Raw genomic sequence first — 15,931 nt, forward strand, 5'->3', positions numbered from 1 at the left:
TCATCTTGAGCCAAAAAGAATGTAACGAGTAGCCATAGAAGGTTTAATCGTAATGCTAAACAACACCGAACTTCAGGTAAATCAGGGTGCTAATCTCAAATTAAAACTGGGAGAAGAACAAGACGAACTTTTCTCCAGGACAGCAGTTTGCCGAAATCGCACCATTGGTAAACCACTAAAGTTAAGCATAGTGGTAAGTAAGTCGGTGCAATGAAATATAACTAGTAAAGGCTGTCATTTGTCCTTTGTCATTAGTCATTGGTAAGAGTTTGAAGGCTATTTACATAAAGTACATAGTTTAGTGCAATTACCGACTTACTTATAAATCTGAATTCAGAGGAAATATTCTGCTTGTTCAAGTCAACAATTCTAGAAGAAAGAATGCAAGCGTTATGGCGCGATATTGCAAATGTGACTAGTTGACTAGTTTTGAGTTTCTCCTGAATGAAAGATTAAGCCACCTAAATAATTTACTCAAATGAATGGTGTTGTTTAATAACAATGCCACACAGTAATAGAAGTCAGCTTTTTTATAAAAAGCTGGTTTTGTGATGCCTTTAATCTCAAACATTAAAGAGTATTATTTCCTGCTGGCTTGCATTAGGGTAAAGCGGAATTTTTACCAGAATTCCACAATTTTTTAATTTCCAGAGAGGTCAAAAGACATGAGTAATGTTCAAGCATCGTTTGCAGCTACAGAAACTGCATTTCACGTCCAAGGTTACGAAAAAATAGATTTTAGTCTTGTCTATGTAAACGGTGCATTTGATATTAACAATCGAGAACTTGCTGATAGCTATGCAAAATTTGGTCGCTGTTTAACTGTAATTGATGCCAATGTTTATGAACTTTACGGCGAGCAAATCAGGTCATATTTTAAGCACTATGAAATTGACTTGACAGTATTTCCTATCATCATTACTGAACCAGCTAAAACCCTTGCTAGTTTTGAGAAGATTGTTGACGCTTTTTCCGACTTTGGCTTAGTTCGTAAAGAACCAGTTTTAGTGGTTGGTGGCGGTTTAATTACTGATGTGGCTGGGTTTGCTTGCGCTGCTTACCGTCGCAAGAGTAACTATATTCGCATTCCTACTACATTGATTGGGTTAATTGATGCAGGTGTAGCGATTAAGGTAGCGGTGAATCATCGCAAGTTAAAAAATCGCTTGGGAGCCTATCATGCACCTTTGAAAGTTATCCTTGATTTCTCATTTTTGCAAACCTTACCAACGGCTCAAGTTCGTAATGGGATGGCGGAGTTAGTCAAAATTGCTGTAGTAGCTAACTCAGAAGTTTTTGAACTGCTATATGAATATGGCGAGGAATTGCTTAACACTCACTTTGGACATGTGAATGGTACAGCAGAAATCAAAGAGATTGCTCATAAAGTCAACTATGAAGCAATCAAAACTATGTTGGAATTAGAGACGCCAAACTTGCATGAAATCGACCTCGATCGCGTTATTGCTTACGGTCATACTTGGAGTCCTACCCTAGAATTAGCGCCGCGTGTACCTCTATATCACGGTCACGCCGTCAATATAGATATGGCTTTATCTGCAACCATTGCTGCACAACGAGGTTATATTCCCACAACAGAACGCGATCGCATCCTCGACTTGATGAGTCGTATAGGCCTATCACTCGATCACCCACTATTAGATGGGGATTTACTCTGGTATGCCACCCAATCTATTACCCTGACACGAGATGGTAAACAACGCGCCGCCATGCCTCGTCCCATTGGTGAGTGCTTCTTTGCTAACGATTTGACTCGTGAAGAACTAGATACAGCTTTAGCTGAACACAAACGTCTTTGTGCTAAATACCCTCGTGGTGGAGCAGGTGTGGACGCATACATTGAACCCCAAGAAGTTCAATTAGTAGGAGTGTAAAAAGATGACGAGTATTACAGAACTCCCTCCAGCTAGACCAATCACACCACACAGCATCTTAGTAGCGCAACTTCAGCAAACCCTGAAATTAGCACAACAGCAAAACGTTCCCGCAGAGATATTAGATTCTCTACAGCAAGCAGTGCAATTAGCAGCAGGTTTAGATCCCTACTTGGATGATTACACTACGCCAGAATCAAGTGCATTAACAGCATTGGCGCAAAGAACCAGTCAAGAAGACTGGAGTAAACGCTTTAGTGATGGGGAAACAGTGCGCCAACTAGAACAGGAAATGCTCTCTGGACATCTTGAAGGACAGACATTAAAAATGTTTGTACACATGACTAAGGCCAAGCGCATTCTGGAAGTGGGAATGTTTACAGGGTATTCAGCCTTAGCAATGGCAGAAGCTTTACCAAGCGATGGACAACTCATAGCTTGTGAAGTAGATGCTTATGTGGCTCAATTTGCGCAAGCTTGCTTTGATACATCTCCCGACGGTGACAAAATCGTCGTTGAAGTAGCACCTGCGCTAGAGACACTCCACAAGCTAGCAGCAAGTAAAGAAACATTTGATTTAATCTTCATCGATGCCGATAAAAAGGAGTATGTAGAGTACTTTCAGATCATCTTGGATCGTGACTTACTAGCTCCCGACGGCTTAATCTGCGTCGATAATACTTTGCTACAAGGACAAGTTTATCTACCACCAGAACAACGCACCACCAACGGGGAAGCGATCGCTCAATTTAACGCTGTTGTCGCCGCCGATTCTCGTGTAGAGCAAGTTCTGTTACCCATCCGCGATGGTGTAACTCTGATTAGACGGGTAGCGTAATTCAGGGATAAGGGGGATGATCCTCCCCCCTCTTGTACAGACGCGATTAATCGCGTCTCTACCCCCACTCCCTCATCTGTTTATACTTTCAACGACTTATGGCACAATCAATTTCGTTATCTTTGCCTCAATCGACAACGCCATCAACGGGTGTGAGGGTAAAGATAGTGGCTTTATTCAAGACTCTGGGTACTCTGACATTATTACTATTAGCCTTGCCATTCAATGCTTTGATAGTGTTGATCGCTTTGCTGTGGGGAATTGCGCGATCGCCTTTTAGCAAAAAAGCTGTCGTCGCTGCTAATCCTCAAACTATCTTGGTAAGTGGAGCCAAGATGACCAAAGCCTTGCAACTGGCGCGTAGTTTTCATGCCGCCGGACATAGAGTTATTTTGATTGAAGGTCACAAATACTGGTTATCTGGCCATAGATTTTCCCAAGCTGTAAGTCGTTTTTATACAGTCCCCGCACCGCAATCAGACCCAGAAGGATATATTCAGGCGCTAGTGGAAATCGTCAAGAAAGAAAAAGTTGACATTTACGTACCTGTATGCAGTCCGATAGCTAGTTACTACGATTCTTTAGCAAAGCCTGCATTATCAGAATACTGCGAAGTTTTCCACTTTGATGCAGATATTACCAAGATGTTAGATGATAAATTTGCCTTTACCGATCAAGCGCGATCGCTTGGTTTATCTGTTCCCAAGTCTTTTAAAATTACCGATCCGCAACAAGTTATCAATTTCGATTTTAGTCAAGAAACCCGTAAATATATCCTTAAAAGTATTGCTTACGACTCCGTTCGCCGCTTAGATTTAACTAAACTACCCTGCGACACCCCAGAAGAAACAGCCGCCTTTGTCAATAGTTTACCCATCAGTCCAGAAAATCCTTGGATTATGCAAGAGTTTATTCCTGGGAAAGAGTTCTGTACCCATAGTACAGTCCGGGATGGAGAATTAAGATTGCATTGCTGTTGTCACTCTTCTGCATTTCAAATTAACTATGAAAACGCCGAAAATCCCCAAATTCGTGCATGGGTGCAACATTTCGTCAAAAATTTGCGCCTAACTGGACAAGTTTCTTTCGACTTTATCCAAGCTGAAGACGGTACCGTTTACGCCATTGAATGCAATCCTCGTACCCATTCAGCAATCACCATGTTTTACAATCATCCTGGTGTGGCAGAGGCCTATTTTGGTAAAATCCCCCTACCCGCACCTCACGAACCCCTAGCAAATAGCAAGCCTACATACTGGATATATCACGAAATTTGGCGATTAACTGGTGTCCGTTCCGGGAAACAATTGCAAACCCGCTTGAATATCCTATTCAGGGGAACTGATGCAATTTTCCGCCTTGATGACCCTGTACCATTTTTAACCTTGCATCACTGGCAGATTCCCTTACTTCTGCTTCAGAATCTCCAAAAACTCAAAGGCTGGGTAAAAATAGACTTCAACATTGGCAAACTGGTGGAATTAGGTGGCGATTAAAAATAAAAAACTCCACCCACGAATCGGAGTCAGTAGGGGCGGGTTTATTAAGATCATCGTCTAAAAATGAGGATATCTGTAAACCCGCCCCTACAACTGACTTTTGACACGCGAAGCGCAATAAAAAATTATACATATTTACAAAATAGAATCATGTCAAAACTTCGTATACTTCATTTAGTTGGCTCTGCCGAAAATGAATTTTACTGCGATTTGTCACGCCTTTATGCTCAAGATTGTCTCACAGCAACAGCAGAGCGATCGCGCTATGATTTTCAAATTGCATATATCACACCCGATGGAAAATGGCGATTTCCTGCTTCTTTGAGTTTAGAAGATATTGCGATCGCCAAACCGATGACTTTGTTTGCAGCCATACAGTTTATAACAGCGCAAAACATTGACCTAGTGTTACCACAAATGTTTTGTATTCCGGGAATGACTCACTACCGTGCTTTATTTGACCTGCTGAAGATTCCTTACATCGGTAATACTCCAGATATTATGGCGATCGCATCTCACAAAGCTAGAGCCAAAGCAATTGTCGCCGCCGCCGGGGTAAAAGTACCGCATGGACAACTCCTCCGCCCAGGAGACGTACCCACAATTCCACCTCCAGCCGTCGTCAAACCTGCAAGTTCCGACAACTCTTTAGGAATAGCCTTAGTTAAAAATGTGACTGAATATGACGCAGCCTTGAAGACAGCATTTGCATACGCAGATGAAGTCATTGTAGAAGCATTCATCGAACTCGGCCGAGAAGTCAGATGTGGCATCATCGTTAAAGATGGGGAACTAGTAGGTTTACCCTTGGAAGAGTATCAGGTAGACCCAATCTCCAAACCCATCCGTAACTATGCTGATAAGCTGCAAAAAAAGGACGATGGTAACTTGCATTTAATGGCTAAAGACCATACAAAGGCGTGGATTGTAGACCCTAAAGACCCCATCACCCAAACAGTTCAGGAAGTAGCAAAGCAATGTCATCAGGCTTTAGGTTGTCGCCACTACAGCTTATTTGATTTCCGAATCGATCCAAAAGGACAACCTTGGTTTTTAGAGGCTGGATTGTATTGTTCTTTTGCTCCTAAAAGTGTGATTTCCTGTATGGCGAAAGCAGCCGGAATTTCTTTAAATGAGTTATTAATAACGGCTATCAATCAAACCTTGGGAAATAAATTGAGGCAGAGCCTCATAAATTTAAGCTCCCACGCAGAGCATGGGAGCTAGATGGAATTGGGGTTTCACGTTAAGTTGACACAAATAGGGTCACCCCGCCCCTACAATTGGGTATAATTTATTTGTTGGAGTTTCCTAAGTCCAATAAATAATTAAATCAAGCTACTGGCGAATTTTTGTAAATCAACATTGGGATTATACACAGTAGCTAGAAGATCGTTCGTTCCTTTGTCATAGATCAGCACGCTTTGATTTTGACCTAATGCCAGCCGCACATTACTAGGATCGGCAACATCAAACTTTGTCATCCCAAATTGGTAGTTGTAAATTTGATCGTATCCTAGTCCTACATCCAGAACTACGACATCGCGACCACCATTTAATCGCACAATATCCCATCCAGAACCGGAATTAATCACATCATTGCCGGAACCAGTGTTAATGGTGTCGTTACCATCACCAGCCCAGATTTTATCATTGCCACCATTACCATTAATCAGATCGTCACCCGAACCACCATAAATTAAATCATTACCAGAACCACCATTAATAATGTCATTTCCAGAACCGCCTAATAGTGTATCTCTGCCGCCATTGCCATTAATGGTGTCTCTACCGCTACCACCATCTAAGTAATCCTTGCCGGAACTGCCATTGATATTGTCATTTCCACCCAGTGCATAAAAGAAGTCATTTCCACCATTGCTATTAAAAACGTCGGCATATTGAGTGCCTCGAAGATTATCGCTTCCGGTTGAACCATTAAAAACAGCCATTTTTTATTTTCCTGATATTAATTAAGTGCTGATTTAATGTGCAAAATCAAGTAAAAATTTGCACATCACTTTTAGTTATGAATAAACAATAGATTATTTGCGTATTAGGCACATTACTTTGTGAGTTTATTTAGTATATATTTATTGAACTTAAAAGATAATTTTTTTACTTTCTTGAGCATGAAATATATGTTAAGTCCTTATATATCAATTGTTTAGAGACACGATACTCCTAATTATGGAGTAAAAAATAATACTATTTTCTGTATAAATTTATCCTGTATAAGCAATAAATTTATTATTAATAGAATAAGTAGGATTACAAGTGTTAAAAATCCATTTTTTAGCTGAATAATAACAGCATATTTAAATTTAAATGCTTGGAATATCGAGTCAGGGTAATTACTGGCTCTCTAGAAGGCTATTTTCTGGTTAAACATACATTTATTACTGATTATCCGCCAGCTACTACTGAATACTGAGCCTCGTAAGTTGAATCAGTTTGCAAACTAAATTTATATGAGTAACTGCTCTCATATATATTTAGAAATATTACATTAATACAGGCGATCGCGATATTTTCACCAGTAGCGACTTCTTTAACTCTGTGAAATGCGATCGCCTGATTCTACTTGAAAAAGTCACAAAGAATAAAAAAATTAAATATCTTAATATAAATCATCATTTCATAAAATTCTTTTACCTAAAGCCACCTCTCTATCTGGCTGAATTAAAACGACTTCCCCCTCATCAAGCACTACTCCTAATACCAAAACCTCAGACATAAAATCTGCAATTTGGCGAGGGGGGAAGTTAGTAACGGCTAAGATTAATTTATTGACTAAATCCTCTGGCTGATAAAGCTTAGTAATTTGGGCACTAGATTTTTTAACGCCCAAATCACCAAAATCTATCCACAGTTTATAGGCGGGTTTTCTTGCGTTAGGAAAGTCTGCTACTTCGATAACCTTCCCAACGCGAATCTCGACTTTTTCAAAGTCATCATAGGTAATTTGTGGCATTTATTTACCTATTAACTTTACTAAACCAATCCCACCGAAATAAAGCCCTAAAACTGCTCCTGCTAAAAGGCTTTGGGTTAAGGGGTCAGTAGAAGGTGTAAGCACAGCACCGAGAACTACCGCACCCATAATTACGTATCGCCAACCAGAATACATTTGTTTGGAAGATACAATTTCCAATGCCCCAAGTAATAATTGAATGACCGGAATTTGAAATGCTAAACCCGTACTAAATAACAGCAGTAAAACAAATTCAAAATACCTTTCAATTGACCAAAGTTGCTCTACTACATCCGCACCATAGCTAATAAAAAACTTTAAAGCGGCGGGAATCAGTAGAAAATATGCAAATACTAACCCTGCCACAAATAGCACGCTCGAACCGAAAACCACAGGCCCTAATAAACGGCGTTCGCGGCGAGTTAATCCGGGAAGGACGAACTGAATAATTTGATAAAGGATAAAGGGTGTAGACAGCAATAAACCACTGTAAGCGGCAACTTTCAAAGAGACAAAGAAATATTCGCCAGGGGCAAGTTGGAGAAATTTTACCCCCTGGGCGGGCACTTCTAATAGCTGAACAATCGGTCTGACGTTAAAGAAACAGCCAAAAACAGCGACTGCAACGGCAATTAATGCATAAAAAATCCGTTGCCGCAACTCCTCTAGGTGGTCAAAAAACGACATTTCTACCTCATCTGGCAACTCATCTAGAGGATCGTCCTCAGAGTTGCCAAATTCTTCCACTTCGATATCCGGAGAAGTTGTAGCAGTTGCATCTGAGTATTCATCAGATGAATTGGACTGCGCTTGGGTATCTAAATTTTGTGGCGTCATGATTCAGCAATTAGGCAACATTTGCTAACTATTTTACTGGGCATTGGGCATGGGGCATTGGGCATTGGGCATTGGGCATTGGGCATGGGGCATTGGGCATGGGGCATTGGGCAAAAGTTAGGTTTGAAGGTGCAACTTCCGGCATCAAAGCTGCAATGTTGAGGTTTAAAGACGCAACTTTTGACATCAGAACCGCAATGTTGAGGTTTAAAGGCGCAACTTCCGACATCAAAGGCGCAACTTCCGACATCAAAGGCGCAACTTCCGACATCAAAGCCGCAACTTCCAGCATCAAAGGCGCAATGTTCAAGCTCAAAGCTGCAACTTCCGACATCAAAGGCGCAATGTTCAAGCTCAAAGCTGCAACTTCCGACATCAAAGGCGCAATGTTCAAGCTCAAAGCCGCAACTTCCAACATCAAAGCCGTAACTCCCCGATTAAAAGTTTAACGCCCCATGCCCCATGCCCCATGCCCCATGCCCCGTACTCAATGCCCCATGCCCAATCATTACTGATTCGGCAATTTTGGATGTTCGTTGGAGTATTTACCGACTAATTCGGAAATTTCTGGGTTATACAGTCGTAAATAATTCCAATAGTTGCCTAAAACTTGACGGACGTAATTTCTGGTTTCATCAAAGGGGATGTTCTCGACAAACTCATCTGGATCTTGTGTGGGTAGAGTTTGCAGCCATTTGGAAACGTTGCCGGGGCCTGCATTGTAACTAGCGATCGCTAACAGGGAGTTATTGTTATATTGCTGATGGGTATGATCCAAATACCAAGTACCCAGCATAATATTGTTGTCAGGATCTTCTAGCTTAATTGTTTTGCTATCAACTTTGATTTGTGGGGCGATCCATTTAGCTGTGCTGGGTAATACCTGCATCAAGCCCATAGCATCGGCAATGGATTTGGCTTTAGCTTCAAACCGCGACTCTTGACGAATCAAAGCAGTGACTAGCAAGGGATTGAGCTGGCGTTCTTTTGACCATTTTTCAATTTCTTGCAAGTAAGGAAAGGGATAACGGGCTTGCCAGTAAATGCTTTGTTTGCTGAGAGTTTGATATTCGGCTTGTTCTTCTGGTTTCTCTCTGTCTTCTAATTTAGAAATTGTATCAATGCCAATTTTATTTTCTCCCCTAGCTAGCTGCATTAAACCCTCGGTAAATTGTTCGGCTACCGTAGGTTGGGCTTTATTGATAAATTCTGTCTCCCATTGCAACCAAGCGTCTCTATCTTGACCTAAAAGATACAATTCTTTAAAGGTATCTGAACCAGCCGTAGGTACGGGACGTTGTGGGGGAACTACTTCGGGGTTCATTTGCCGGACGGTATTAAAATTACCCACATTCAGCCCCAAAATTGCCGCAGATCGCCATGCATAGTAGGAGTAAGGAAACTGGCTAATTACATATTCATAAGCGGTTTTCGCTTCTTGTTGTTTTCCTAGCTGGCTAGCCCATTTTCCCACCCAAAAACCTGCTCTAGGAGCCAAAATACTGGAGGGGTTGTTATTGGGAATTGGTTCTGCCCATTGCCATGCACCAACATAATCTTTAGCTTTGGCTTTTTCTTGGGCGACTTTCCAGCGATATTCTGCGGCTTCATCAGAATCAGGGTATTTGCTAATCAGTAATTGCCATGTTTGGGCTGCTGATTTATTATCCTTGAGTCCTTGGTAAATTTTGGCTTTTTCTACTAGTGCTTTCGGCGCTGCTTGGGGAAATTTAGCGATCGCTTGATCGAGATAAGGTAAGGCGTCTTTACGAGTTTTCGCCATTTCCGCTAAACGTAGCAAGCCTGTTCCAGTTTCTTCAGCTTCAGGAAATTCTTGCAATAGTTGTTTATAACTAGCGATCGCTTTTTCCCTGTCTTTACCTGTTACTTGCAAACCCCGTCCAGTACGGTAGAGACTGAGGGCTGTCTTGGTTGCTTTACTATATGCGTTGGCAGCTTTGTCAAATTGGTTGTTGAGCCAATAAGCTGTGGCAATTATTTCCCAATCTTCTGGTTGGAGATTTGGCTGCTTCACTAGCGCATCTAATACGCCAACTATTCCCGGTTGATCGGCAGCGTATTTCGCCAACATTAACTGCAATTTTGGCTGATTGGGATTATCTTCTAGGCGTTTTTTGATAATTTCCCAGGTGAGGGGATGGGTAGGAAATTGAGCGATCGCAATATCCTGTTGCTTTGGTTGGGCAATCAAATAAATCGCTTTGACTGCGGCGGCGGTTTTACCATACTGTCTTACCACTTTCTGGCGCAAATCCGAAGCTTTTCCTGCTTCACCTAGCATATCTTGCGCCTGGGCTTGTTTGAGCAGAATGTAAGGTGCGAGAATCGGATAATCTTTCTCTAGTCCATCTAACAAAACTAAAGCTTTTTTTGCCTGTGTTCTGTCAATATAATCGCTAGCTAAAAGGTAACGAGCGCGTTCTCTATCTGGAGAACGGGAATTTTGGGCGATTTCCGCTAATTTTGCGGCTCTTTCTGGCAGAGATTGCGATACTAAAGGATATACAGCCGACTTAGCTTTACTAGCCTCCGAAATCTGTTCAGATTGATTGCTGTCTTGTTTGAGCCATTGTCCTATAGACTTTCCAAGCTGTGGTGCTGAAACCATTGCCCCAGCTAAAAAGGCACATAGTCCTGCACCAGCGATAATAGGAACTGGATTTTTTTTAAGTTGCTTCAGCATGAATACTCGCTGAAAATTTCAGATGAATTTCTTGAAACTTTAGCATTACTAGCGGTCAGTGGTGCCACTTTTTCTTTTTTATCTGAGATGAGGGGATCGGAGATTATGAAAGGTTCAAGTACCCCGATCGTATTCCTGTTTGATATTGCTGCATTCCCGCATGGGTAAATATTCCTCAAGGATGAGGTAATTTTCTCAGCCAGCACCTATGTTTGAGAACTCAACAAGAGTAACAATAGAGATTTCTTAATATAATTTCTTAATATAATTTATAGATAAGTTTTGTCAGCGATCGCTCATCTCTCCTCTTTCTAGTATAAATATCACAGTTGTACCAATTCAATATCATCTAGCCCACGAAGGTGGGCTTTGTAATTATAGCCCCACCCTTATAGGGTGAGGGCGTTAATGTGCTATTAGTGATGTTGGATTGTGGCTGCTTCGATTGATTTCCCGCATAAATTCGGCGTCTACAGACTGATTGAGATTTTAAGTAAGTCTGCGGGAATAAACCAAACTATATTGCGCAATGTAAACATGCCTGAAACCCTTACCAATTACCAATGACAAATGACAAATGACAGATCTCGCATAAACCCGCCCCTACAGTTGTTTTTTGAATCTTTCTAATACCCCATCCCTTTATTTACCACTTACTCTAATTCCCATTCCAGCTTTAAAGTTTCTAGCTTGGGATTTTTTACGCTTAAGCTGTGACATTCATCCAAAAATCCTTTTACCTGTTCTTCGTTGAGAGTCAAACCACCCTCTTGCAGGTTATGAATATAAGTGATGATATCAGCAGTGGTGAGAGATGAGCTAATTTCTTCTAGTAAAATAGCGTTTCTGACTTCTCTACAGACTAATTCAATATCTGATGAAGTAAACCTGACACTTTTTTCGGCTAAAATCTCAAAATTAATTATCTGCTCAAAGTCAATCTTTGCAAGATAATGTTGAAATATCTCGATTCTTTCCCATTTATCTGGAGGAAATATCGGAATCTTCCAATCTAATCTTCCCGAACGCTTTAAAGCACTATCAATACCACTTAAATAATTAGTAGCTGCAATCACAATTACATTACTATTGCGGAGATTATTCAATTCAATCAACAATTGATTAATAGTTGCTTTTTGGTCTGTATGGGCGTTATCTTCATTCCGATTAAAGCCAATACTATCTAACTCATCGATAAATAACACCGAGGGAGATTTCTTTTTAGCCTGAGCAAAGATATCACGGATATTTTTCTGACTCTGACCTATCCATACACTAATAATATCTGCTGGTGAAAATTTAAAAAAATATCTTCCCGATTCGTTAGCAAATGCATTCGCCAGTAGGGTTTTACCGCATCCAGGTAAGCCATAAAATAAAATTCCACTAATAGCATCTTGATAGCCTTTAGATTGAAGTTTGAGCAGTTTACTTAATTTCTCTTTCTCCTCTTTCAATCCTTTAACTTGACTAAAATCTAGCTTAATCTCTGGGGCACGATTAGTCAGAGAATAGGTTTGTCCTAAACTTTGTTTTTTGATTCCATACTCAAACGATGGATAATTAATAGCATCAAATGAAACGGGTACTAGTTGATGATTTTCATAATCTGGAGCCATGACGACAATCTGAAAATTATCGCTATAATACCCAGCTAGTTTAAATTCTAAGACTTCTTTCGCCTTCTTAATTTGGTAATAGTTACGAGCAATTTCAAAACCAGGAACGACTAACCAAACAGTCTCTAATTGATTCGGCCATACTTTTGATTTTTGGAAAATTCGCTTAATTGAATCTAAAAATAAATTATTATCTTGAAATTCTTGATACTTAAGAGTTTCTATCTCCACAATTACTTTATTTTCCACATACACTTGAATAATTTCGCTTTGATATTCTTCCTCGTAATCTGACATTTCATCATCAGTTGTTTCCTGATCTCTAGAAGTCAATTCTACTTCACAGCGAATCTGAGACAGTTCATAACCTAAATTTTCTAAAGTCTTAATGGCAAAATATTTCAGGTAAATATATTCTGTACTTTCTTGTTGCCACTTCAAAGTATAAAAATGTTCAGCTTTCATCCTCATTAATAACTGAGATTCAGCAAATATTTGTGCCTTTTGCAACTCTAAGAAGTAATTTAATAACGATGCTTCATCTTCCTCCATTTGATAATATGGCAGTTCTAAAAGTAAGCGGAAATGAGCATAAATTTCTTCTTTATGCTTAATCGCAGCTTCATTAGGATATTTACATCTTAAGGTGAAGGTAAAAGGAATTTTACTAGCTACTCTGTCTACCAGATATCCTAGAGCATCTTCTTGCTGCTGTGCTTGAATATCGGATGCTGATGGACAATGAAAGACAATAAAGAACTGTTCAGAATTATATTTATTAGCATATAGAGATATCTGCTCAAACTGCTCGTCAAATTTTTCACAATCTAGTAAATCTAAAGCAGTATTGCCCAAGATAACGCTGGTCATTGTGGAAAGATAAAAATGATAAATATTCGCATCAGACAGCGAATATTCCTTTTCGTCGTCGCTATCATCGGCAGTAATATTGGTAGTAAATTTTTGATTAGAAGCTTTAGGAATAAACCCGCTACCTTTATACTGATATTTTCTAATTAACTCATAATTTAAAATTTTGACAACAATATCAGAAAAGAAATCTTCTTTTTGTGGTATGAGAAAAATTCCCACTGGTTGATTTGAGTCTAAACATACCTGAAAGCGTTCGTATTCTTGCTCAGAAACAAAATCAAACAAGTAATAGAAAAAATCATGTTTAACGGGAATGGTATCGCTTAATTTCGCTAAAATTGCCGCCGAATCAGCCGATTTATTCTCTGGAGTGACACCTTTAATCGAAATCGCTAGTTTAGTATCTAAAGGGGTGTTTAAATCAAATATTGGCTCAGTATTAAGTTCCAAATCATCGAGAGCATGATTAAAATTATCTACAAAAGCTTGACTGCGGCGCTGATAGCCAAATTGCTCCATAATAGTTTTAACTCGCAGACTTTTTTTAGTTCTTCCAGTTCGCTGCAGTTCATTTTTAATCGCGCGTAAGTAGGCTGTATATGACATTATGTGCTTTTTACTCTGTCTAACTTAAGTGAGTCTCCCCACAGGGAGCAATAATATAATTCCCCAAGCTATATGTATAGTTAACTTAAGTGCGTAAGCGTTATGTAAAGGCTGAAGGCTGAAGGCTGAAGTGAAGATTGGTTAGGAAAACTTTACTTCTTGTTACAAAATTCTCCTGCTTCAGCCTCTCTACTAGTACCTAGCCCCTAGCCCCTAGCAGTTGTGTTGGAAATTAGCAGGCGACATAGAAACCGCAGATGGTATTTTACAGAAAACATGGCTGGATATTTATTTATGATGCCTGCCATTTTGGTTTTGGGTATTTTTGTCGTACTTCCAATTCTTTACGCTGTCTTTCTTTCTCTACATAAGGTTCAGCTTCTCGGCGGGATTGAATATCAGTTCATCGGTTTTCGCAATTTCACGCGCTTAGTTGAAGATGAACGGGTGTGGATTGCGTTGAAAAATACAGCCGAATACGTTGCAATTGTTGTACCCGCCCAAACTATTCTCGCTTTAATTCTCGCTGTTACGCTAAATTCTGGGATTCGCGGGCAAAATTGGTGGCGCATTCTCTACTTTTTACCCACAGTCACCTCTTCAGCAGTGCTGACGCTGATTTTCATGTGGATTTATAACACCGATGGGCTACTTAATGATGTTCTTGGTGCTGTAGGTTTACCTAGATATAACTGGTTAGGCGATCCAGCCGTTGCTCTCAAAGGGATTATGATCATGAATATTTGGTCAACAGCGCCGTTTTACATGGTAATTTACCTAGCGGCGTTGCAGGATATCCCCCAGTCACTTTATGAAGCTGCTGAACTCGATGGGGCAAATGGCTGGCAAAAGTTGATTCATGTGACTATCCCCATACTCCAGCCTGTAACTTTCTTTGTGGTGGCGATGGGAGTAATTGGGACTTTTCAATTATTTGACCAATCTTATATTTTTTCTGCTGGTACTGGCGGCCCTAATAATGCGACTTTGACGGTAGTGTTACTAATTTACCAAGCTGTATTTCGGAATTTACAGATGGGTTATGCAGCTGCGATCGCTTTTTTATTAGCCGCCATCATTATTGCGATCGCTTTAATTCAACGGCGAATTTTTGGAGGTGACAAGCTGTGACTCCTATCTCTCGCTTTTCTTGGCTAAAACTGCTGCTGTACGCCTTACTCACAGTCTATGCCATCATCACTATCATTCCCTTTGTTTGGGCACTCTCAGCTTCATTTAAGCCCCTATCAGAAATTGTCAGTGGCGAGCCTAATTTAATACCACGAAATTTCACTTTTGACAACTATAAGCAAATATTCTTACAAGAGCCATTATTTTGGCGTTGGCTATTTAACAGCGTATTTATTGCCTTCAGTGTAACTATTTTAAATTTACTGCTCAACTCAATGGCAGGCTACGCTTTAGCTAGATTGAGCTTTGCTGGCAAACGCTTTTGGTTTTTACTGATTTTGGCAGTTTTAGCCGTTCCTGCCCAGATTACCCTCATACCCACCTTTTTGATTTTAAAAGCGATCGGCTGGCTCAATACTTACCAAGGCGCGATCGTACCTAGTATGGTTAATGCCACATTCATTTTTATGATGCGGCAGTTTTTCGTTAATTTTCCTAAAGAATTAGAAGAAGCCGCCCAACTAGATGGTTTAAACAGCTTAGGCATTTTTCGGCATATTGTCTTACCCTTAGCCAAACCCGCCCTAGCAGCCCAAGCAGTTTTTGTCTTCATGGGTAGCTGGAATAATTTTTTGCTCCCTGTAGTCATTTTATTTGACCCAGAAATGTTTACTCTGCCTTTAGGGCTAAACAGCTTTAAAGGTCAATACATCAGCTATTGGAACTACATCATGGCTGCTTCAATGGTATTCACCCTCCCAGCTTTAGCAATCTACGCCTTTTTCAACCGCTACTTTATTCAAAGTGTCACATTTACTGGAGGTAAAGGGTAACAGTCAACAGTCAACAGTCAACAGTCAACCATCAACCATCAACCGTCTTTCCCAACCTCTACGATCCCCACTGTAACTAGAACAGTATTTTGAGCGACAAATTGCACTCTTAACGTGATATT

The 15,931-nt window shown here is 40.3% G+C and carries 13 protein-coding genes; 8 read left to right on the forward strand and 5 right to left on the reverse strand.

Features of this window, described 5'->3' with window-relative positions; translation table 11 throughout:
* The first annotated feature begins 52 nt into the window (after window positions 1-52).
* The 5 genes from H6G08_RS19135 to H6G08_RS19155 all read left to right on the forward strand — a co-directional run bounded on the left by H6G08_RS19135 (window position 53) and on the right by H6G08_RS19155 (window position 5,459).
* Entirely contained in the window at window positions 53-214 is a 162-nt protein-coding gene (locus H6G08_RS19135; RefSeq protein WP_190545755.1) for a hypothetical protein, read from the forward strand.
* Between the two features lie 451 nt (window positions 215-665).
* On the forward strand, window positions 666-1,895 hold the full coding sequence (locus H6G08_RS19140) for a sedoheptulose 7-phosphate cyclase (RefSeq protein ID WP_190545757.1): 1,230 nt from the start codon (window positions 666-668) through the stop codon (window positions 1,893-1,895).
* Between the two features lie 4 nt (window positions 1,896-1,899).
* Window positions 1,900-2,733, forward strand: coding sequence for an O-methyltransferase (locus H6G08_RS19145; protein ID WP_190545758.1), 834 nt, complete (start codon window positions 1,900-1,902; stop codon window positions 2,731-2,733).
* Window positions 2,734-2,831: 98 nt separating this feature from the next.
* Complete coding sequence (locus tag H6G08_RS19150; RefSeq protein WP_190545760.1) at window positions 2,832-4,229, forward strand: ATP-grasp domain-containing protein; 1,398 nt, start codon at window positions 2,832-2,834, stop codon at window positions 4,227-4,229.
* 153 nt (window positions 4,230-4,382) lie between these two features.
* Window positions 4,383-5,459 (forward strand): D-alanine--D-alanine ligase family protein, encoded by a 1,077-nt coding sequence (locus H6G08_RS19155; protein ID WP_190545762.1) that lies wholly within the window; start codon window positions 4,383-4,385, stop codon window positions 5,457-5,459.
* Between the two features lie 101 nt (window positions 5,460-5,560).
* Here H6G08_RS19155 and H6G08_RS19160 read toward each other — a convergent pair whose 3' ends face one another.
* The 3 genes from H6G08_RS19160 to tatC all read right to left on the reverse strand — a co-directional run bounded on the left by H6G08_RS19160 (window position 5,561) and on the right by tatC (window position 8,043).
* Window positions 5,561-6,184 (reverse strand): calcium-binding protein, encoded by a 624-nt coding sequence (locus tag H6G08_RS19160; RefSeq protein WP_190545764.1) that lies wholly within the window; start codon window positions 6,182-6,184, stop codon window positions 5,561-5,563.
* Window positions 6,185-6,870: 686 nt separating this feature from the next.
* Window positions 6,871-7,206 carry a tRNA-binding protein gene (locus H6G08_RS19165; protein WP_190545766.1) on the reverse strand — a complete coding sequence of 112 codons (336 nt, stop codon included), beginning with the start codon at window positions 7,204-7,206 and terminating at the stop codon, window positions 6,871-6,873.
* On the reverse strand, window positions 7,207-8,043 hold the full coding sequence (gene tatC / locus H6G08_RS19170; RefSeq protein ID WP_190545768.1) for a twin-arginine translocase subunit TatC: 837 nt from the start codon (window positions 8,041-8,043) through the stop codon (window positions 7,207-7,209).
* Window positions 8,044-8,141: 98 nt separating this feature from the next.
* Here tatC and H6G08_RS19175 point away from each other — a divergent pair, with 98 nt between their 5' ends.
* Complete coding sequence (locus tag H6G08_RS19175; protein WP_190545770.1) at window positions 8,142-8,492, forward strand: ribosomal eL19 family protein; 351 nt, start codon at window positions 8,142-8,144, stop codon at window positions 8,490-8,492.
* Between the two features lie 59 nt (window positions 8,493-8,551).
* Here the strand turns inward: H6G08_RS19175 and H6G08_RS19180 are convergent, their stop codons facing one another.
* Together H6G08_RS19180 and H6G08_RS19185 are read right to left on the reverse strand one after the other, a co-directional pair.
* Window positions 8,552-10,747, reverse strand: a complete 2,196-nt coding sequence (locus tag H6G08_RS19180; protein ID WP_190545772.1) for a lytic transglycosylase domain-containing protein — start codon at window positions 10,745-10,747, stop codon at window positions 8,552-8,554.
* A gap of 653 nt (window positions 10,748-11,400) precedes the next feature.
* Complete coding sequence (locus H6G08_RS19185; RefSeq protein ID WP_190545774.1) at window positions 11,401-13,845, reverse strand: ATP-binding protein; 2,445 nt, start codon at window positions 13,843-13,845, stop codon at window positions 11,401-11,403.
* 276 nt (window positions 13,846-14,121) lie between these two features.
* On the opposite strand from H6G08_RS19185, the gene H6G08_RS19190 reads away from it, so the two are divergent.
* Together H6G08_RS19190 and H6G08_RS19195 are read left to right on the forward strand one after the other, a co-directional pair.
* Entirely contained in the window at window positions 14,122-14,976 is an 855-nt protein-coding gene (locus tag H6G08_RS19190) for a carbohydrate ABC transporter permease (protein ID WP_190545776.1), read from the forward strand.
* Entirely contained in the window at window positions 14,973-15,809 is an 837-nt protein-coding gene (locus H6G08_RS19195) for a carbohydrate ABC transporter permease (RefSeq protein ID WP_190545778.1), read from the forward strand. The genes H6G08_RS19190 and H6G08_RS19195 overlap by 4 nt, the downstream gene beginning before the upstream one ends.
* The last annotated feature ends 122 nt before the right edge of the window (window positions 15,810-15,931 follow it).

This window comes from Calothrix anomala FACHB-343 (genome assembly GCF_014696435.1).
GTDB classification, from domain to species: Bacteria; Cyanobacteriota; Cyanobacteriia; order Cyanobacteriales; family Nostocaceae; genus Aulosira; species Aulosira anomala_A.